Origin of the sequence: Neorhizobium sp. T7_12 (assembly GCF_002968535.1) — a bacterium.
GTDB classification, from domain to species: domain Bacteria; phylum Pseudomonadota; class Alphaproteobacteria; order Rhizobiales; family Rhizobiaceae; genus Neorhizobium; species Neorhizobium tomejilense.
Window position 1 is genome coordinate 122239 of the sequence record NZ_PVBK01000010.1, and the last position, 18323, is coordinate 140561.

Genomic DNA, 18323 nt, shown 5'->3' on the forward strand with positions numbered 1-18323 from the left:
GTATTTACTCCGTCCGCGCTCCGGCGCCAGCCCGTGCGGCCCGGCCGCCGCGTCGGCCGCTGGCAGCCGAAGGTGCAGCCGTCGCAGCAGTTCCACCGCCTTCGACCGGCTTATAGTCCCGATAGGTCATGATCCAGTTACCGCAATTCTGATCCGTGCCGTTGAGCACATTGGCTGCGCGCACCGCTTCCATCTCCTGCGGCCGGCAGGGGTTCATGATCGCCGACGTCATTCCGGCGCCGATCACCATCGGAATGAAGCCGGCATTGATGCCATGGCGATGCGGCAGGCCGAAGGAAATGTTGGAAAGCCCGCAGGTCGTATTGACCTTCAGCTCCTCGCGCAGGCGCCGCAGCAGCGCAAAGACCTGCAGACCCGCGGTTCCGAGCGCGCCGATCGGCATGACCAGCGGATCGACAACGATGTCATGCGGCTTGATGCCGTAGTCGGCCGCCCGTTCGACGATCTTCTTGGCGACCGCGAAGCGAACGTCCGGATCCATCGAAATGCCGGTCTCGTCGTTGGAGATCGCCACGACCGGTACGTCGTATTTCTTGCAGAGCGGCAGGATCGCCTCGAGCTTTTCCTCCTCGCCGGTCACCGAATTGACCAGTGGCCGGCCCTTGGCGACTTTCAGCGCTGCTTCGATTGCGGCTGTCACCGAACTGTCGATCGACAGCGGCACGTCGACGAGGCCCTGGACGATCTCCAGCGTCCGGACGAGCAGGCCAGGTTCGGTCTCGTTGGGATTGACCGAGGTGACCCCCGCATTGACATCGAGCATAGTGGCGCCCGCCGCCACCTGTTCCAGCGCGTCCCTGATGACCGTGTCGAAATTGCCCTCGATCATCTCGGCCGCGAGCTTCTTGCGGCCCGTCGGGTTGATACGTTCGCCGATCACGCAAAAGGGCTGGTCGAAGCCGATCACGATCTCCCGGGTTGCGGATGCGACGATGGTGCGGGTCATTTCTTCCTCCAGGCGCGCGATGCGGCGCAGAAACGATGTAATTGTCTGAACGTCAGGCGGTTTCGCGGCCGCCGGTCTTCACCAGCGCGACGAGTTTTTCCCTGTCATAGGCTGCTTCGAGCTCGGCCGCCGCCTTGTCGGCTTCGGCTTCAAGATCGTCGGACACGGCGATCGGTTCGGCCTTGCGCCATTCTGCGAGATAGTCGTCGGTGCCGGAGGCGCCGCTGCGCATCGCGCACATGTCGATCGCCTCGGTGAAGCGCAGCGACAATTCCCGCTTGGCGGTCTGGCGGCCCTTCTTGATGATCACCTGCGCCGGAATATCCCGCCAGAAGACGACGATGCGGTCGGCCATGAATTCCTCCGTGTTGAGGTGCAGCATGCACGGGTGCGGGCGACAAGACTGCGCTTGCGACGACGTCGCACCCAGCAAAATACGACGCGGCGATGGGATTGCCTTGCGGGATGCCGGGCCGGATGCCGGTTACCAGATCTTCCGGGTCAGCCCGTGATAGAGCCAGGTCCAGATCGGCGGTGGAAAACGCAGTGCGGAGGGGCCTTGCGGCTGGTACGGCTTCAGCGTTCCGTCGATGGCATCCTGAAGTGCGCGGACGCTGATATCGACGGAAAAGGCGGTCATCAGCAGCGGATAGGTGGCGAGCGAATCCGAGCCCGCCGGCTCCACCCGCTTCTCGTAGAGCGTCCCGCCGGTATCGATGCCCTTGTCGACCAGATGCACGGTGGCGCCAAAGTTCTTCTCGTCGCCTTCGACGCGCGACCAGTAACCGCCCATCTGGCCGCGGTACATCGGGTTGATGCCGGCGTGGAAGTTGATCACCGGGCAGGGGACAGCGGCAAGCGTCTCCGGCGACAGGATGCGGCAGGATATGGTGAAGATCGCGGCGGGATTCAGGGCTATCACCGCTGCGTGACAGGCCGGATCGTTGAGGGAGGGCACGTGCGTCGCGGGGATCGCCGGGTTCGGTTCGACGGAATGGCCGTAGTCGCGGATGATCTCGGCGGAGCGCCTTGCCGCCACGCTCTTGGTGAGCCGCGATGCGATCATCGTCGCCAGTTGGCCAAGCGCGGTAAACCAGCCGAACCGCCGGGCGCGGCGTTTCAGCAGCGTGCCCTTCGATTCCGGCTGTTCCTCGACGACATGCAGGTCGGGAAAGTGTTTTGCCAATGCGTTGATCATCACCTGCGGGTTCACCCCGCCTGATGTCATCACCACGATCCGAGAATTCCCGTCCTGCATCGATCCCCCCGCAAAAAGCGCAGGGCCGCACTCTTCCGCCGAAGGCCCGAAGAAACGGTTAAACCGAACGTAATGCCTGCGTGAGGTCGCCGTAGCCCGTGAAGCGGTATTCGTATTCCAGGCCGAGATAATCGGCGGCCCCGCGCGCCTTTTCCTGAAGGACCTCGTCTTCCTCCTGGCTCAGATAGACGAGTTTTCGGTAATTGCCGAAATACATGTCCTTCAGCTCCGGGTGGCGGTTGAGGCCGAGCGGCTCGATGACGAAGGCCTCGAACTGGCGGGCGAGAAAGTCGGTCAGAAAGAACGAGAACAGGTCTTCGTCCGCTTTTGCGGCAAAAGCGTCGTTTCCGGCGAAGAAGGAATAACAGTGCGGGCCTTCGATGCGGGCGATGCCCTCGCGTGCGCAGAGACGGTCGATGTCGCCGCCGGTTCCGCAATCCGCATAGGCGAAAAAGATCTTTTCGAAACCCGCTTCCCGCGCCTCGGCGACGGCTTTTTCGAGACCCGGAACGATCTTCTGCGGATAGGCATGCCAGATCGCCGGCAGGCAGTTGAGGTCGATGTGACCGAGGCCTTGCTGCCTGGAAACAGCGAGGATTTCCCGCGCGATCGCTCCGCACGCGATCACGTGAACTTTTTCGCGAGTTGAACGTTCCTTTGCCGGAAATTCCATTTCCGCCACGATTTCATCTCTCTCCATCGGAGTATTCTAACATGACGGCCAAGACAGTCACGGTGATCGCCGCTCTTTTCGCGACGATGGTTTCTCTCACTTCCTGCGGCAATACCATTCGCGGCATGGGCCAGGATGCGGCCAATACCGTCAATGCCACGCAGGATGCGGGACGCCGGGTCGATCGCGCTGCGCGCTAAGGCGTCGCCGTCAGCAAGCCGTTCGGCGCCTCAGGCGCCGGCGGCAAGGCTGTTGTGCTTGCGGCGGATGTATTCCTTTGCCGTTTCGACAGCGACCGCCGCATCGCGGCAATAGGCATCGGCACCGACCGCCTTGCCGAATTCCTCGTTGAGCGGCGCGCCGCCGACAAGCACGATATAGTCGTCGCGCATGCCCTTTTCCTTCAGGGTGTCGATGACGACCTTCATATAGGGCATGGTCGTGGTCAAAAGCGCCGACATTCCGAGAATATCCGGCTGTTCCCGCTCGATCGCATCGAGATAGTTCTCGACGGGGTTGTTGATGCCAAGATCGACCACGTCGAAGCCCGCTCCCTCCATCATCATGCCGACAAGGTTCTTGCCGATGTCGTGGATGTCGCCCTTGACGGTGCCGATCACCATCTTGCCGAGTTTCGGAGCGCCGGTCTCGACCAGAAGCGGCCGCAGGATGAACATGCCCGCCTTCATGGCACTCGCCGATAGCAGCACTTCCGGCACGAAAAGAATGCCGTCGCGGAAGTCGATGCCGACGATGCGCATGCCCTCGACCAAGGCCTTTGTGAGGACGTCATAGGGCGTCCAGCCGCGCGCGAGCAGGATGTTGGTCGCCTCCTCGATCTCCTCCTTCAAGCCGTCGTAAAGATCGTCGTGCATCTGCTGCACGAGTTCCTCGTCGGAAAGTTCCGCCAGGATGATTTCGTCGTCGGACATGCAATGCTTCCCTTCGTTCGAGGGGCCGGCTCGAAGGCCGGCAAATCAGACGTTTACCGTCCCGACTATCTGTACCTTTAATTTGCTTGGCAATTTCTTTCGTATGCGACAGCGGCGCGTCGGAAAAACGACGGAAGATCACGGCGTGATGTCTGTCCTGTACAAACCCGTGACGCAGAAAGGCGGGGCTCGGCTTGCGCATGAGCCTAGCATGGCGCATCAAAAAGGCTTGAGGCGCTTTTCAAAGCGGAGGCGAGGAACATCATGGACGATTTGACCCAAGAGACGGAACCGGCAGGCAGCGGGGCCAGACGCGGCCGCGGCGAGCGGGGAGCGGCAGGCCGCCGCGCAGCCCGCGCAGGCCACGGTCCCGGCCTCTCCTTGCCCTATATCACCCGCAAGATCGGTGTCTACGAGGTGCTGGACGAGGAGGGTCTTGCTCTCATCGAGCGCAATGCGGATCTCATCCTCGAAGAGATCGGCATCGAATTCCGCGAAGACGAGGAAGCGCTCGAACTCTGGGCGCAGGCGGGTGCCGACGTCCGGGGCCACCGAGTGCATTTTCCCAAGGGCCTCTGCCGCGAACTTCTGAAGACCGCACCGAGCGAATTCACCTGGCATGCGCGTAACCCGGAGCGCAATGTCCAGATCGGCGGCAAGGCGACCGTGTTCGCGCCGGTCTACGGACCTCCCTTCGTGCGCGACCTCGACGGCAAGCGCCGTTATGCGACGATCGAGGATTTCCGCAATTTCGTGAAGCTCGCCTATATGGCGCCGTCGATGCATTCGTCGGGCGGCACTGTCTGCGAGCCGGTCGACGTGCCGGTCAACAAGCGGCATCTCGATATGATCTACAGCCATATCAAGTATTCCGACAAGCCGTTCATGGGATCGGTCACCGCACCGGAACGCGCCGAGGACACCGTCGCCATGGCGAAGCTGGTCTTCGGCGACGAGTTCGTCGAGAACAATTGCGTCACCCTGAACCTTATCAACGCCAACTCTCCGATGGTGTTCGACGGGACCATGCTCGGCGCACTGAAGGTCTATGCGCGGCATAACCAGGCCTCGGTCGTGTCGCCGTTCATTCTCTCGGGCGCCATGAGCCCGGTAACGGTGACCGGCACGCTGACGCAGATCCTTGCCGAGGTGCTGGCCGGTGCTGCACTGACGCAGCTGATCCGCAAGGGCTCGCCGGTGCTGTTCGGTACGTTCGCGGCATCGATCTCGATGCAGTCCGGTGCGCCGACTTTCGGGACCCCGGAGCCGTCGCTGGTCTCTTACGGTGCCGCCCAGCTTGCCCGCCGCCTCGGCCTGCCGTTCCGCACAGGCGGTTCGCTCTGCGGCTCGAAAGTGCCCGATGCCCAGGCGGCGCACGAATCGGCCAATACGCTGAACACGACGCTGCTCGCCGGCACAAACTTCGTGCTGCATGCCGCCGGCTGGCTGGAAGGCGGTCTGGTGTCGTCCTACGAGAAATTCATGATCGACCAGGATCAGCTCGGCATGATGCAGAAGATGGCGCAGGGCGTCGATTTGTCCGAAGAGGGCCAGGCCCTCGACGCGATCCGCGAAGTCGGCCCCGGAAGCCATTATCTCGGCTGCGCCCATACCCAAGCGCATTTCCAGACGGCCTTCTACCGTTCGGCGCTGATGGACAACAATTCCTTCGAACAGTGGGAGATCGAGGGCGAGAAGCGGATCGAGCAGCGCGCCAATGCGCTCTGCCGCTCCTGGCTCGACAGCTACGAAGCACCGCCGCTCGATCCCGCGATCGACGAAGCGCTGCTGGCGTTCATCAAGGATCGCAAGGATTCGATGCCCGACGCCTTCACCTGAAGAGAGCCCGATGCCGCCAGGGAGCTAGGCGGTGCCAGGCTGGTCGCCGATTTCATCCAGGAGGGTGTCTGGCGACCGCACTACCGATACCAGGGGCCTCGGTGAGGCCGCCTTCACCAGCTCTCGACGAGATTGCCGCGGGGCTCGAACCCCACGGCATCCTGATCCGCGGGGTGGTGAATTTCGGAACGGGCGAGGGGCCGTTGCTGGGTGACGGCGCACTTGCCAGGTCCGTCGTATTGCTCGGCAATGTCGGCGGTTCGATCTGGCCGTCGTTCACGGAATGGCGAAAAGGCCATGACGGTCCCGATCCCCTCGACACGTGGTCGAAGTCCCTGATCTGGCCGCTCGCCGAGCAGCTCGGAGCCGCTGCCTATTTCCCGTCCGATCCGCCCTGGCAGCCGTTCCAGCAATGGGCGATGAAGGCCGAAGGTCTGAAGTCGTCGCCGCTCGGCATCCTCATCCATCCGCAGTTCGGGCTCTGGCACGGTTATCGAGGCGCTCTCGGTTTTCCGTTTGCGATGGAGTATTCGCCTGGTGCGGCCGAGCATCCTTGCGAGAGCTGCGCCGAAAAACCCTGCCTGTCGGCCTGTCCCGTCAATGCGGTCGGCCTGTCGGGCTTCGACATTCCCCGATGCAGCGCCTATCTTGAAAGCGATGCGGGCAGGGTGACCTGCATGGTCTCCGGCTGTGTTGCCCGCAATTCCTGTCCGGTCGGTGTGCAACATCGCTACCCGCTGGAGCAGCTCCGGTTCCATATGGAAGCGTTGGTGCGATGAGCGAAAAAAGTTTTTCTTGGGTACCCAAGGAATTTCCGGAGCGAAACGTCTAAGCTCTCAAGCGACGGAAAAGCGGGCGGATAAGTGAGCGCGGAAATCCTCGATAAGGCATGCCAGGGCGACCGCAATGCGTTTTCAGCGCTCATCGCGGCGCATTACGATTTCATTCATGCCGTCGCCTGGCGCTGGTGCGGCTCGCAAAGCGATGCGGAAGACATCGCCCAGGATGTCTGTATCCGCCTGGGCAAGGCGATCCGCAGCTTCAAGGGGCAGTCGGCGTTCCGCACCTGGCTCTACACGCTGACACTGAATGCGGTGCGCGACCATCAGCGCCAGTCCTCCCGCCGGCGACGGGACCAGGACCGGCTTGCAAACGACCCGATCTTCTTTTCGCATCTGGAGCCGGAGGAGGATGATCGCGGCAACTGGCTGTGGGCCGCGGTGCGCCGCCTGCCGGAAAAGCAGCGGGATGCGGTCCTGCTGGTCCATAGCGAAGGGCTCTCCCATGCGGCTGCGGCGGGCGTTCTCGACTGCAGCGAAAACACGGTCTCCTGGCATCTGCACGAGGCTCGCAAACGATTGAAGGACCTTCTGAAGAAGGAGGCGGTTTGACCATGACGGACGAATTCGACCAGCTCGGCAACCTTGCGCCGGCGCCCCGCGCTTCCGATGCGGCACGCGCCCGTGCGCTTGCCGCCGCCATGCAGGCGTTCGACGAGACGGAAAAAAATGCCGCACCCGGCAAAGGAAGTTCCTGGTGGCAGCGTCAAAGCTCCGTTCTCAACCGGATCTGGAGCACTCGCATGGTCACCCAACACCGTTATCTCGCCGGCTCTGCGCTTGCGACGATGCTGATCATTCCCACAGCCGCACTGCTGACATTCGAACTGACGCGCGGAAACCTGCCGAACTCAGGCCGGGTTGCCCTGCCGCAAGTCCTGGACGCGCCGAAGCCCACTGTGGAAAGAGGTCCGGTGCCGCCGGTCGCGAAGCCGGCTGAACCGCGGCAGCAGGAAGCGGTACGGGGAAGTGACGCTGCACAATCAGATCAACCCTTCCGGCAAAGCGATTCTTTCGCCTCGGATATTGCCGGGCTGCTGAATAAGCAGGAGGCCAGCGGTGGCGCGGCCAAACGAAGCGTGGCGCCCGCTCAAGCGGTTACGCCGGCTCCCATTGCACCGCCGCCGGTCATGGCTGAGCGTGCGGTACCATTGGCCGCCGCTCCCGGTTATGCGCCAACCGAGCGCGAAATCCTGCCGACACTCGAAGAAAGCCGCGACCGTTTCGCCAATGCGAACACCAATCCGGTAAAGAGCGTCGTGACCGATCCTGTCTCGACCTTCTCCGTCGACGTCGATACCGCGTCCTACGCCTTCGTCCGACGCTCGCTGCTGGAGGGACATCTGCCTGATCCCGACAGTGTGCGTGTCGAGGAGATGATCAATTATTTCCCCTATGACTGGCCACGGCCGCAGACGGTCGACGAACCGTTCCGCACCACCGTCACCGTCACGCCGACGCCGTGGAATAGCGGCACGCGGCTGATGCATGTGGCGATCAAGGGTTTCGAGACCGCGCCGGCCGCGCAGCCTGCCGCCAATCTCGTTTTCCTGATCGACGTCTCAGGCTCGATGAACGCGCCGGACAGGCTGCCTTTGCTGAAAAGCGCTTTCCGGCTGCTGGTCGGCAAGCTGAAGCCGGAGGACAAGGTCTCGATCGTCACCTATGCAGGCAACGCCGGGACGGTGCTTGAGCCGACGTCCGCCCGTGAGCGGGACAAGATTCTCGCTGCTATCGACAATCTGCGGCCCGGCGGCTCGACGGCCGGCGCGGAAGGCATCGATGCGGCCTATCGCCTGGCCCGCCAGGCCTTCATCCAGGGCGGCGTCAACCGGGTGATGCTGGCGACCGACGGCGATTTCAACGTGGGCGTTTCGAGCGACGAAGAGCTCAAGCGGATCATCGAGCAGCGCCGCAAGGACGGCATCTTCCTGTCGGTTCTCGGTTTCGGAAAGGGCAATCTCAACGACAGCTTGATGCAGACGCTCGCTCAGAACGGCAATGGCACGGCCGCCTATATCGATACGCTCGCCGAGGCGCAGAAGGCACTTGTCGACGAGGCCGGCTCGACGCTTTTCCCGATCGCCAAGGACGTCAAGATCCAGGTGGAGTTCAATCCGCAACAGATCGGCGAATATCGTCTGGTTGGTTACGAGACCCGGGCGCTGAAGCGCGAGGATTTCAACAATGACCGGGTGGATGCCGGCGATATCGGCTCCGGCCATGCGGTGACGGCGATCTACGAGGTGACGCCGAAAGGCAGTGCCTCGGCGCTCAACGACCCGCTCCGTTACGGCCCGGCCGCGGCGTCGGCGCCCATCCCGGTCTCCGATGAAATGGCCTTCGTCAAAATCCGCTACAAGCAGCCGGATGGCGACACCAGCAAGCTGATCACCACTGTTGTCACGGAGATGAATGCGGTGCGCGACTTCTCGGCGGCACCTCAGGACGTGCGTTTCGCCACGGCCGTCGCCGCCTTCGGTCAGAAACTGCGCGGCACCGATGCGCTCGATGCCTATCCCTACCGCCTGATCCTCGACATGGCGCGCAATGCCCGCGGCGAGGATGCGTTTGGATATCGGGGCGGGTTCCTCGACCTGGTGCGGCTCGCCGAAACCCTCGACCGTCGTTAGGCGGCACTCAAACCTTGGGGTATGCCCGCTCCAGCCCACCGGAGCGGGCGAGCCCGTCGCGAAACGCCGAATAGGCCGGGTGCTGGCTGGATTTTGCCGCTTCCATCAGCCGGATCTGTAGCCGGGCAGGGGCGATGTCGCCGATCCACTCGCCGCATTTCTGCAGCTTAAGAGAATTCAGGAACTTCGCTTCCGACGCGTTATGCAGGTAGAGGTGCAAACCATCGAGCAGCAGGTCGTCGGACGTCGGATTGTCCATCAACAGCATCAGCCAGGACTGATTTTCGGCCGAGAAGGTGGAAAGGCTTTCCGCTACCGTTTCCCGGCTGCCGATCGGGGATATGTTTGCCATGTCTGTGTCCTTCAGCCCAACGGTCAGCCGCGGCGGCGGCGTCTTTCCCGGCCGGAATCTCCGCCCGATTCACTGGCTGTCTTATTGCGCAGCGGGCCGATCTTGTCGACGATTTCCTCGATCGTCGGTCGCGGCCGAGGGGTATAATCGTCGAGTGCGGCGCGCATGGCGGCAAGATGTTCGCAGGACGTGCCGCAGCATCCACCGATGATCTTTGCGCCGGCATCGCGGGCGAGCCTCGCATATTCGGCCATCAGCGGCGGCGTGCCCGAATAGAAGATCTCGGCGCCGCGAAATTCCGGAATGCCGCAATTGCCCTTGACGATGGTGACGGCGTCAGGATCGGCGGCGGTGATGTCGAGCAGGCTCGACAGGATATCGGAGGCGCCGACGCCGCAATTGGCACCGGCCGCGACCGGGCCTTCGCCGACATCCTTCGCCACGCCGTGGATCTGCTTGGGATCGAGGCCCATCATCGTCCTGCCGGCCGTGTCGAAAGAGCCGGTGTAGGTATAGGGCAACCCGGCCCTGACGGCAGCTTCGGCCGCCGCGCGGATTTCTTCCGGCGCGGACATCGTCTCGATCCAGGCGATATCGGCGCCGCCGGCCTTCAGGCCCTCGATCTGTTCCGCGAAGGCGGCGACCGCATCCTCGTAGGTCAGGGCTCCGAGCGGAACGAACAATTCGCCGGTCGGTCCGACCGAACCCGCGACGATCACCTTGCGGCCCGCTCCGTCTGCCACCTTGCGGGCAATCTCGGCCGCAAGCCGGTTGAGTTCGTGCACCCGGCCTTCAGCCTTGTGCAGCTTCAGCCGCTGGCGCGTGCCGCCGAAGGAATTGGTGAGGATGATGTCGGCGCCCGCATCGACGAAATCCTGATGCAGCTTCTCGATCTTTTCAGGCGCGGCCTCATTCCACAGTTCCGGCGCTTCGCCGGCTTCCAGGCCCATGGCGAAGAGATTGGTGCCGGTCGCGCCGTCGGCCAGCAGCACGCCCTTTTCGGCCAGAAGTTCGGTCAGTGCGTTGGCGGTCGGCATGGCGGCGCTCCTTGCAATGGAAATATCATATAAAGAATCCTTTATATGATTGCAACTCGCTGCCGCATGCCTCTTCGCGACGCTGGCGGCTTCAGCAGCGCCGGTTCAAACAATCGCCTCAGAGCGCTGCCTTGATCTTGTCGGCGACGTCGGGAGCGACCCACTTGGTCCAGATGTCCGGACTGCTTTGCAGGAAATGTTTGGCGGCGGCTTCGTTGGTGCTCTTGTTCGCTTCCTGCCAGGCGAGCGCGCTGTTGACCGTCGTATTGGTCCACTTGCGCCTCTTGATATAGTCCATCGCCACCTCGGCCTTCTGGGCGAACTGTTTGGTGACCAGAGTGAAGGCCTGGGAGGTCGGATAGGAGTTGACCTTCGGGTTCGGGCAGTTCGGCACGGCGGTGCAGGCGTCCCAATCGGCCTTGTCGTGCGGGACGTTGAAGGAGAGCTTCACCATCTCGTATTTGCCGAGGAAGGCGGTCGGCGCCCAGTAGTAGCCGAGCCAGCCGGTCTTTTTCTCGAAGGCGTTGGTGATCGAACCGTCAAGGCCGGCGGCAGTGCCGGTATCGATCAGATCGAACTTCTTTTCCTCGGCGCCAAGCGCCCGGAAAAGGTTGGCGGTCGAAACCTGGCAGCTCCAGCCGGACGGGCAGTTATAGATGGCACCCCTTCCGGGCTTCTGCTGTGCCGGGAAAAGATCCGGATGCATCAGCGCCTGCTGCACGGTCTTGATATCGGGATGGGCGTCGGCGAGGAATTTCGGGATCCACCAGCCTTCGACGGCCCCGTCGGAGAGGATCTCCGCGCCGACGATCATGCGGCCCTCGGCAACGGCCTTGTCGAGTGTGGTGCGCACCGAGTTGATCCAGAACTCCGGTGCCAGATCCGGCTGGCCTCTTTCGTTCATGGACGTGAAGGTCGGAAGCGTGTCGCCCGGAACGAGCTGGACCGTGCAGCCGAAACCTTGTTCGAGGATGATCTTGTCGAGATTGGCTGCAATGCCGGCCGAAGCCCAGTTCATTTCGGCGATCGAGACTGAACCACAATCAGCTTGTGCCGAACCTGCAAAAGCATAGAGACCGCCGGCGAAGACCATGGAAGCGAGGATTTTTTTCATTTTGGGACCTCCCGGTCTTTCCTTTCACTGTTCACTTCAATCGAGCGCGAGGTGGTGCATACTGTTGGATTCAGTCCGAGCAGGCCGATGAGAGTATAGGTCTCGTTCGCATCTGCGATAGCTTTCCACGGATACTGTGCATTTATTATGTCAGTTCAAATCACGGTACGTCTTCCTCATGAGAAAGCAACATTCGCAGACCCGCGAGCGCGAAACAGTGTCGTGTCAGGCTGGGCCTTTTTCCGGTAGCCGCCGCTATTCACGTCGTCATTCTTGCGGAAAGAACAGAAAATTGAGAAAAACGCGCGACTTACGGAGTTCACTAACCATCCGGTAAGAATGTCGCGTTATTGCTTTTCATGCGGGCGGTTAGCTCGCGCTTGGCGCCGGATCAGGTAGTGCGTACCGGTCGCCCTTGCCGTCCGATGGCAGGCCCCGTTTTGTTGGCCCGCGGATACTTCATCTTCCGATCGTTGTCGAATTCGCGATTGTCAAATACGGGGCCACGGCCTCCTTTGCCAAATGTGCGGATTTGTGGCCGAAATCGGCTGGCCGGACGCGGCCAGCCGTGGCTGCCTGCGGCGATGAAGCCGAGCAACGGCAAGCGGGTGTTGGTTGACACTTCGCGTATATAGCTGCACCATTTGACCGTAATGCGAATCCAGAGACATCATCACCAACAGGACCGGACGCCTCCTGTCTACGAATCGTCCGGTCCCCTCTGGTTCAGGCCCTTTTCTCCATGACACGCATCGGTCACGTCACCCTTGTCCTCGGCGGCGCCCGCTCGGGCAAATCCGGGTTTTCGGAAAGGCTTGCCCGGGAGAGCGGCCTGGAACGGCACTACGTTGCCACCGGTCGTGCCTATGACGACGAGATGCGCGAGCGCATCGCCCGGCATCGTGTCGATCGCGGAGACGGCTGGACCACGCATGAAGTGCCGCTCGACCTGGTGGAGAGACTGACCGACATCGATGCGCGGGGGAGGGTCATCCTTGTCGATTGCCTGACGCTCTGGCTCACCAACCTGATGATGGACGAGCGCGATATCGACACTGCCGCCGCCGCATTCGTGCGCCGGTTCGAAAGCCTCTCGGCGAAACTGATCGTCGTCTCCAACGAGGTCGGCCTCGGCATCGTGCCGGACAACAGAATGGCGCGGGAGTTCAGGGACCATGCCGGAAGGCTGCATCAGCGGATCGCGGCATCTGCCGACGAGGTCTTCTTCGTCGCCGCCGGTCTGCCGCTGAGGATGAAGGGCTAGAAGCCGAGCCAGACGCGGACGGGATGGGTCGGGTCGGCGAGCAGTTTCAGGGCGAGCGCCAGGCAGGAGATGACGAGCAGCGGCTTGATCAGCTTCGCACCGTTCTTCATGGCCAGCCGTGAGCCGACCTGGGCGCCGAGGAACTGGCCGACGCCCATGATCAGGCCAATCTTCCAAAGCACGGACCCGGTTGCCGCAAAGACCAGGAACGAGCCGAAATTCGAGCCGAGATTGATGAGCTTGGTATGGGCGGTCGCCTTTAGCATGCCAAAGCCGGCGAGCAGCACGAAACCCAGCATGTAGAACGAGCCGGCGCCAGGCCCGAATATGCCGTCATACAGGCCGACCAACGGGACGATCGTCACCCCGAACACGAAGGGCGTCACCCGACGGTGACTGTCGATATCGTTGAGATTGGGCTTGATGGCGAAGAACAGCGCGATGGCGATCAGCAGGAACGGGATTGCCGCGGCAAGCCAGCCCGCCGGCACCAGCGACGCGAGCACGGCACCGACGGCCCCGCCGACCATCGACATGGCCGCCATTGGCAACTGGCTTTTCAAGTTCACATGGCCACGGCGCGCATAGGCGATCGTCGCGGATGCCGACCCAAACTGCGACTGCAGTTTGTTCGTAGCAAGCGATTCGAGCGGCGGGATGCCGGCGATCAGCATGACCGGAATGGTGATGAGCCCGCCACCGCCGGCGATCGAATCGACGAAACCGGCAAAAATCGCAGCAAGAAACAGCAGGAAGAGGAGTTGGAATGCAAGGTCGGTCAAGGGAAGGAGACTCTGTCGGCGGAAGCGCATCCGGACGGGTGCGGCGTGCTTCTCGCATCGAACCGTCGCGACTGCAACCGCCTCCAGCGGGACCCCAGCCATGTTGCTTCCGGGATTGCGCATCATCGGTTTGGCGTTATTGTGCGCGGCTTTCGAAGAGCCGAACGAGGAAAAGCTTATGCACAAGGTCATTTTCGATACGGACCCCGGCGTTGACGATGCGATGGCGCTGCTCTTTCTGCACCGGCACCCGGAAATCGATCTTCTCGGCGTGACGACCGTTTTCGGCAATGTGTCGCTCGATCTCACCACCCGTAATGCGCAGTTCCTGCATCAGGAATGGGGAATTTCAGCCCCCATCGCCAAAGGCGCCGACAGGACGATCGATCCGCTGCGCAGCGACGATCGCGCCGCTTCCGTCGTGCACGGGCTCGACGGTCTCGGCAATATCGGCCTGCCTGAGACTATCGACTGGCCGCTCGATCCGCGTCCCGCCTACCAGTTCATCATCGATACCGTCCGCGACAATCCGGGCGAGGTGACGCTGATCGCCGTCGGCCGCATGACAAACCTGGCGCTGGCGCTGCAGGCCGATCCGGATTTCGCCGGTCTCGTCAAGGAAGTCGTCGTCATGGGCGGCGCCTTCGATGTGAACGGCAACGTCACGCCGGCAGCGGAAGCCAACATCCATGGCGATCCGGAAGCCGCCGACATCATCTTCACCACGCCCTGGAAGGTCACCATCGTCGGGCTCGACGTGACGCTGAAGACGATCATGACCGGGGAGTATCTTGCCGACATGGCCAAGTCGGGCGAAAAGGCTGTGCAGCTGCTATCCGACCTGTCGCAATATTACATCGAGTTCTACAAGAGCCGGGTCGGCATCGCCGGCATGGCGGTGCATGACAGCACGGCCTGCGTCTATCTGGTACGGCCGGACCTCTTCATTCTCCGCAGCGGCGCGGTGCGAGTCGTCTGCGGCGGCATTGCCGACGGCGAAACGATCCAGGCGCCCGACAGCGGCCGCAAGTTCGTCGGTACGGCCTGGGACGGCCAGCCGAGCCAGTGGGTGTGCACCGACGTCCGATCGGGCGAGGTTCTGGAGGTGATCCGGGCTGCGCTGGTCGACAGCCGGGCCTCCGGCGCCTAGGCGATTGCTGTTTAGGCAACAGTTCCGGTGCAAATTTTCATGCGGGAAGACGAAGCCATTGGCATTTGTGATCGATTTCCCTATGTGGAACCTTGATTTGGATATTCGACAAAGGACATGGGCGTGACAGCTACATTCGATAAAGTTGCCGACATCATCGCTGAGACCAGCGAAATCGATCGCGAGACGATCACGCCGGAAAGCCACACGATCGACGACCTGGGCATCGATAGCCTGGATTTCCTGGATATCGTGTTCGCCATCGACAAGGAATTCGGGATCAAGATTCCGCTGGAACAGTGGACGCAGGAAGTCAACGAGGGCAAGGTTTCGACCGAAGAGTACTTCGTGCTGAAGAACCTGTGTGCCAAGATCGACGAGCTGAAGGCGGCCAAGGGCTGATCGTCACTGATCATCCCGGGCCGGCAAACTCATGCTGCTCGAATATTTCCAGATGATCGACCGCGTCGAAGCGGTCGATCTTGGGGCCAAAGTGTTGAAGGCGCGATCTGTCGTGCCTTCCAAAAGCCCTGTCTTCGAAGGCCATTTTCCCGGAATGCCGCTGGTGCCGGGCGTGCTCTTGATCGAGACTATGGCGCAGGCCTCCGGTTTCCTGGTGCTTGCCGCCACCGATTTCGCCGCCATGCCGTTCCTGATGTCGGTCGACGGCGCCAAGATGCGTGCTTTTGTGGAGCCCGACGCGGTTCTCGACATCGAGGCGTTTCTGGAGCATGAGGGGTCCGGTTACGCGGTGACCAAGGCAAAGATCACGTGTAACGGCAAGAAGGTCTGCGATGCACAGCTCAAACTGCGCACCATGCCGTTCAGCGAAATCCCGCTGGCGCCGGTCATCCGCAAGCGTGCGGAAGAGGTCGGCCTGATGGATGCGATTGCCGCAAGCGCATAAAAGCCCGCCCGTTCAGTCCGGTGGGTCAAAGAGGACATTATGAAGTCTGACAATGATGTCGTGATCACTGGTATCGGGATCGTCACCAGCCAGGGCGTGGGCAAGGAGCCGCATATCGCGCTCCTGTCGTCGCCGGAAGCGGGTGCCCCGAAAGTCGAGACCGATCGTTTCGCGCCGTATCCGGTGCATCCGATGCCGGAGATCGACTGGTCGGCGCAGATCGCCAAGCGCGGCGACCAGCGCCAGATGGAGAACTGGCAGCGGCTCGGCGTGTTTTCCGCAGGCCTTGCGCTCGACGACGCCGGCCTGAAGACCGATGCGGACGCCTGCGCCTCCATGGACATGATCGTGGCCGCCGGTGGCGGCGAGCGCGACATCAAGGTCGATTCGCTGATCGTCGACGAAGCGCTGAAGCGCAACGACCGCGAAATGCTCTTGAACGAGAAGCTGACCACCGAGCTCCGCCCGACGCTGTTTCTGGCCCAGCTTTCCAACCTGGTCGCCGGCAATATCTCGATCGTCCACAAGGTCACCGGTTCCTCGCGTACGTTCATGGGCGAAGAAGCGGCCGGCATTTCGGCCGTCGAGACCGCCTTCCACCGCATCAAGGCGGGCCAATCGACCCACAGCCTCGTCGGCGGCGCCTTCGTCGCCGAACGGGCCGACATCATTCTTCTGGTCGAAGGCATCCAGGCGCATGCGACGGGCGGCTGGCATCCGCTCTGGTCACGCTCGGCCGACAATGGCGGCGGCATGATCATGGGTACGGTCGGGGCCTTCCTGGTGCTCGAATCGCGCGCCCATGCGCAAGCGCGCGGCGCCCATATCTACGCCGTCATCGACGCGATCGAGGGCGATCGCGGCAATCGCGATGAAGGCAGGCTCGAAAAGCGCATCACCCGTCTCGCCGGCCACGCTTCGGGTATTTCGAAGGCCGATACGATCGTGTTTTCGGGCGCAAGCGGCGTCGTCGATCTCGCGACGCGGGAGAAAGAGCTACTGGAGACCGAATTCCCCGGCGCCGCGATCCGCGGATTTGGCGGTATCACCGGCCACGGCATGGAGGCGCAGTTCCCATTGGGTCTGGCGCTTGCGGCACTGACCTTGGACGGCGCAGCCACAGTACCCACATTTGACGCCGAAAACGAGAAGCCGATGACGGCGCCTGCGAAACACGCAGTGGTGACGACCGTCGGTTATACGCGCGGCGAGGGCCTTGCGGTCCTCTCGGCCGCGTAAAGGAGATTTTGATGAGCGACAACCGCTTCAAGGATCATCTCGGCCGGCCGATCATCGCGATCACCGGCATGGGCGTCATCACCTCGCTCGGCCAGGGTCTTGCCGACAACTGGGCGGCGCTGACGTCTGGCACCTCCGGCATCCACAAGGTGACCCGTTTCCCGACCGAGGGTCTGTCCACCAGGATCAGCGGCACGGTGGATTTCATCGCCGTTCCGGCCGAAAATTCCGTGGAACGTTCCTTCGCCTTTGCGCGCGAGACCACCACCGAGGCGCTCGCCCAATCTGGCCTTTCCGGCGATTTCGACGGGCCGCTCTTTCTTGCAGCACCGCCGGTCGAGCCGGAATGGAGCGATCGTTTCGCGCTTGCCGACCGCGCTCCGCCGTCGAAGGTCGAAGGCGACGCCTATGACCGTTTCCTCGCCGCCATGCGCGAACGCCCGGACCCGGTCTTCCTCGAAGCCGTGCAGTTCGGCTCGATCTCCGAACGCCTTGCCGACAAGTTCGGCACCCGGGGATTGCCCGTGACCCTCTCGACGGCCTGCGCCTCAGGCGTGACGGCCATCCAGCTCGGCGTCGAAGCGATCCGCCAGGGCCGTACCGACCGTTCGCTGGTGGTTGCGACCGACGGTTCGGTCAGCGCCGAGTCGCTGATCCGCTTCTCGCTCCTTTCCGCACTCTCCACCCAGAACGACCCGCCGGAAAAGGCTTCCAAGCCGTTCAGCAAAGACCGCGACGGGTTCGTCATCGCCGAAGGCGCGGCGACGCTGGTGCTCGAATCGCTCGAATCGGCAATCGCCCGCGGTGCCAAGGTGCTCGGCATCATGAAGGGCTGCGGCGAAAAGGCCGACCATTTCCACCGCACCCGTTCCTCGCCGGACGGCGGCCCGGCGATTGCGACGATCCGCGCGGCGCTGGCAGACGCCGGCATGGATGAGGGCAGCATCGGCTATATCAATGCGCACGGCACCTCGACGCCTGAAAACGACAAGATGGAATATGGCGCGATGCTCGCCGTCTTCGGCGATCGGCTGAAGGAAATCCCGGTTTCCTCCAACAAGTCGATGATCGGCCATACGTTGACTGCGGCCGGCGCCGTCGAAGCCGTCTTCTCGATCCAGACGATGCTGACCGGTACGCTGCCGCCGACCATCAACTACACCAACCCCGATCCGACGATCGTGCTCGATGTCGTGCCGAACAAAAAGCGGGACGGACAGCCGACAGCGGTCCTTTCCAACTCATTCGGCTTCGGCGGACAGAACGCCAGCCTTGTCATGGCGCTGGAACCGGCTTAGAGACCGTCGCCAATCACGTTTGACGAATTGGGACGCCTC

At 62.4% G+C, this 18323-nt stretch carries 20 protein-coding genes; 11 read left to right on the forward strand and 9 right to left on the reverse strand.

All coding sequences use genetic code 11. The features are described 5' to 3' along the window. Positions 1-4: 4 nt before the first annotated feature. The 4 genes from C5J26_RS20765 to C5J26_RS20780 all read right to left on the reverse strand — a co-directional run bounded on the left by C5J26_RS20765 (position 5) and on the right by C5J26_RS20780 (position 2925). Positions 5-967: a methyltetrahydrofolate cobalamin methyltransferase gene (locus C5J26_RS20765; protein ID WP_105403495.1), complete on the reverse strand. Its 963-nt coding sequence runs from the start codon at positions 965-967 to the stop codon at positions 5-7. A 52-nt stretch (positions 968-1019) separates the two neighbouring features. Next, positions 1020-1322, reverse strand: a complete 303-nt coding sequence (locus C5J26_RS20770) for a virulence factor (RefSeq protein ID WP_105403598.1) — start codon at positions 1320-1322, stop codon at positions 1020-1022. A gap of 129 nt (positions 1323-1451) precedes the next feature. Further along, positions 1452-2225 (reverse strand): formyl transferase, encoded by a 774-nt coding sequence (locus tag C5J26_RS20775; protein ID WP_105403496.1) that lies wholly within the window; start codon positions 2223-2225, stop codon positions 1452-1454. Between the two features lie 58 nt (positions 2226-2283). After that, positions 2284-2925 (reverse strand): DUF1638 domain-containing protein, encoded by a 642-nt coding sequence (locus tag C5J26_RS20780; RefSeq protein WP_245441230.1) that lies wholly within the window; start codon positions 2923-2925, stop codon positions 2284-2286. 14 nt (positions 2926-2939) lie between these two features. On the opposite strand from C5J26_RS20780, the gene C5J26_RS20785 reads away from it, so the two are divergent. Continuing rightward, a complete protein-coding gene (locus C5J26_RS20785) occupies positions 2940-3098 on the forward strand; it encodes an entericidin (protein WP_105403498.1) in 159 nt (52 codons plus the stop codon). Between the two features lie 30 nt (positions 3099-3128). On the opposite strand, the gene C5J26_RS20790 is transcribed toward C5J26_RS20785, so the two are convergent. Next, positions 3129-3830: a B12-binding domain-containing protein gene (locus C5J26_RS20790; protein WP_046599807.1), complete on the reverse strand. Its 702-nt coding sequence runs from the start codon at positions 3828-3830 to the stop codon at positions 3129-3131. A 264-nt stretch (positions 3831-4094) separates the two neighbouring features. Between C5J26_RS20790 and C5J26_RS20795 the strand changes: the two genes are divergently transcribed. The 4 genes from C5J26_RS20795 to C5J26_RS20810 all read left to right on the forward strand — a co-directional run bounded on the left by C5J26_RS20795 (position 4095) and on the right by C5J26_RS20810 (position 9141). After that, positions 4095-5669, forward strand: a complete 1575-nt coding sequence (locus tag C5J26_RS20795; protein ID WP_105403499.1) for a trimethylamine methyltransferase family protein — start codon at positions 4095-4097, stop codon at positions 5667-5669. Between the two features lie 101 nt (positions 5670-5770). Further along, the gene (locus tag C5J26_RS20800) at positions 5771-6448 is read left to right on the forward strand and encodes a ferredoxin (RefSeq protein WP_105403500.1); all 678 of its coding nucleotides are present in this window, start codon (positions 5771-5773) and stop codon (positions 6446-6448) included. Between the two features lie 84 nt (positions 6449-6532). Then, positions 6533-7060 carry an RNA polymerase sigma factor gene (locus C5J26_RS20805; protein ID WP_105403501.1) on the forward strand — a complete coding sequence of 176 codons (528 nt, stop codon included), beginning with the start codon at positions 6533-6535 and terminating at the stop codon, positions 7058-7060. A gap of 2 nt (positions 7061-7062) precedes the next feature. Then, positions 7063-9141, forward strand: a complete 2079-nt coding sequence (locus tag C5J26_RS20810) for a VWA domain-containing protein (protein ID WP_245441231.1) — start codon at positions 7063-7065, stop codon at positions 9139-9141. A gap of 7 nt (positions 9142-9148) precedes the next feature. Here the strand turns inward: C5J26_RS20810 and C5J26_RS20815 are convergent, their stop codons facing one another. The 3 genes from C5J26_RS20815 to C5J26_RS20825 form a co-directional block, all read right to left on the reverse strand. Next, entirely contained in the window at positions 9149-9493 is a 345-nt protein-coding gene (locus tag C5J26_RS20815) for a hypothetical protein (protein ID WP_046666995.1), read from the reverse strand. A 23-nt stretch (positions 9494-9516) separates the two neighbouring features. Continuing rightward, complete coding sequence (bmt, locus tag C5J26_RS20820) at positions 9517-10530, reverse strand: betaine--homocysteine S-methyltransferase (RefSeq protein WP_105403503.1); 1014 nt, start codon at positions 10528-10530, stop codon at positions 9517-9519. Between the two features lie 118 nt (positions 10531-10648). Further along, positions 10649-11644, reverse strand: a complete 996-nt coding sequence (locus C5J26_RS20825) for an ABC transporter substrate-binding protein (protein WP_105403504.1) — start codon at positions 11642-11644, stop codon at positions 10649-10651. Positions 11645-12386: 742 nt separating this feature from the next. Here C5J26_RS20825 and cobU point away from each other — a divergent pair. Next, the gene (gene cobU / locus C5J26_RS20830) at positions 12387-12908 is read left to right on the forward strand and encodes a bifunctional adenosylcobinamide kinase/adenosylcobinamide-phosphate guanylyltransferase (RefSeq protein ID WP_105403505.1); all 522 of its coding nucleotides are present in this window, start codon (positions 12387-12389) and stop codon (positions 12906-12908) included. Here cobU and C5J26_RS20835 read toward each other — a convergent pair. Then, entirely contained in the window at positions 12905-13690 is a 786-nt protein-coding gene (locus C5J26_RS20835; protein ID WP_172724303.1) for a TSUP family transporter, read from the reverse strand. The two genes, cobU and C5J26_RS20835, sit on opposite strands and share 4 nt — an antisense overlap. Before the next feature lie 178 nt (positions 13691-13868). On the opposite strand from C5J26_RS20835, the gene C5J26_RS20840 reads away from it, so the two are divergent. From C5J26_RS20840 to C5J26_RS20860, 5 genes are all read left to right on the forward strand, one after another. Next, positions 13869-14840 carry a nucleoside hydrolase gene (locus C5J26_RS20840; RefSeq protein ID WP_105403506.1) on the forward strand — a complete coding sequence of 324 codons (972 nt, stop codon included), beginning with the start codon at positions 13869-13871 and terminating at the stop codon, positions 14838-14840. 117 nt (positions 14841-14957) lie between these two features. Then, positions 14958-15242, forward strand: coding sequence for an acyl carrier protein (locus tag C5J26_RS20845; protein ID WP_092662234.1), 285 nt, complete (start codon positions 14958-14960; stop codon positions 15240-15242). Between the two features lie 31 nt (positions 15243-15273). Further along, positions 15274-15747, forward strand: a complete 474-nt coding sequence (locus tag C5J26_RS20850; protein WP_037082199.1) for a 3-hydroxyacyl-ACP dehydratase FabZ family protein — start codon at positions 15274-15276, stop codon at positions 15745-15747. Between the two features lie 39 nt (positions 15748-15786). Next, complete coding sequence (locus C5J26_RS20855) at positions 15787-16986, forward strand: beta-ketoacyl-ACP synthase (protein WP_105403507.1); 1200 nt, start codon at positions 15787-15789, stop codon at positions 16984-16986. 11 nt (positions 16987-16997) lie between these two features. After that, a complete protein-coding gene (locus C5J26_RS20860; protein WP_105403508.1) occupies positions 16998-18284 on the forward strand; it encodes a beta-ketoacyl-ACP synthase in 1287 nt (428 codons plus the stop codon). Positions 18285-18323: the final 39 nt, after the last annotated feature.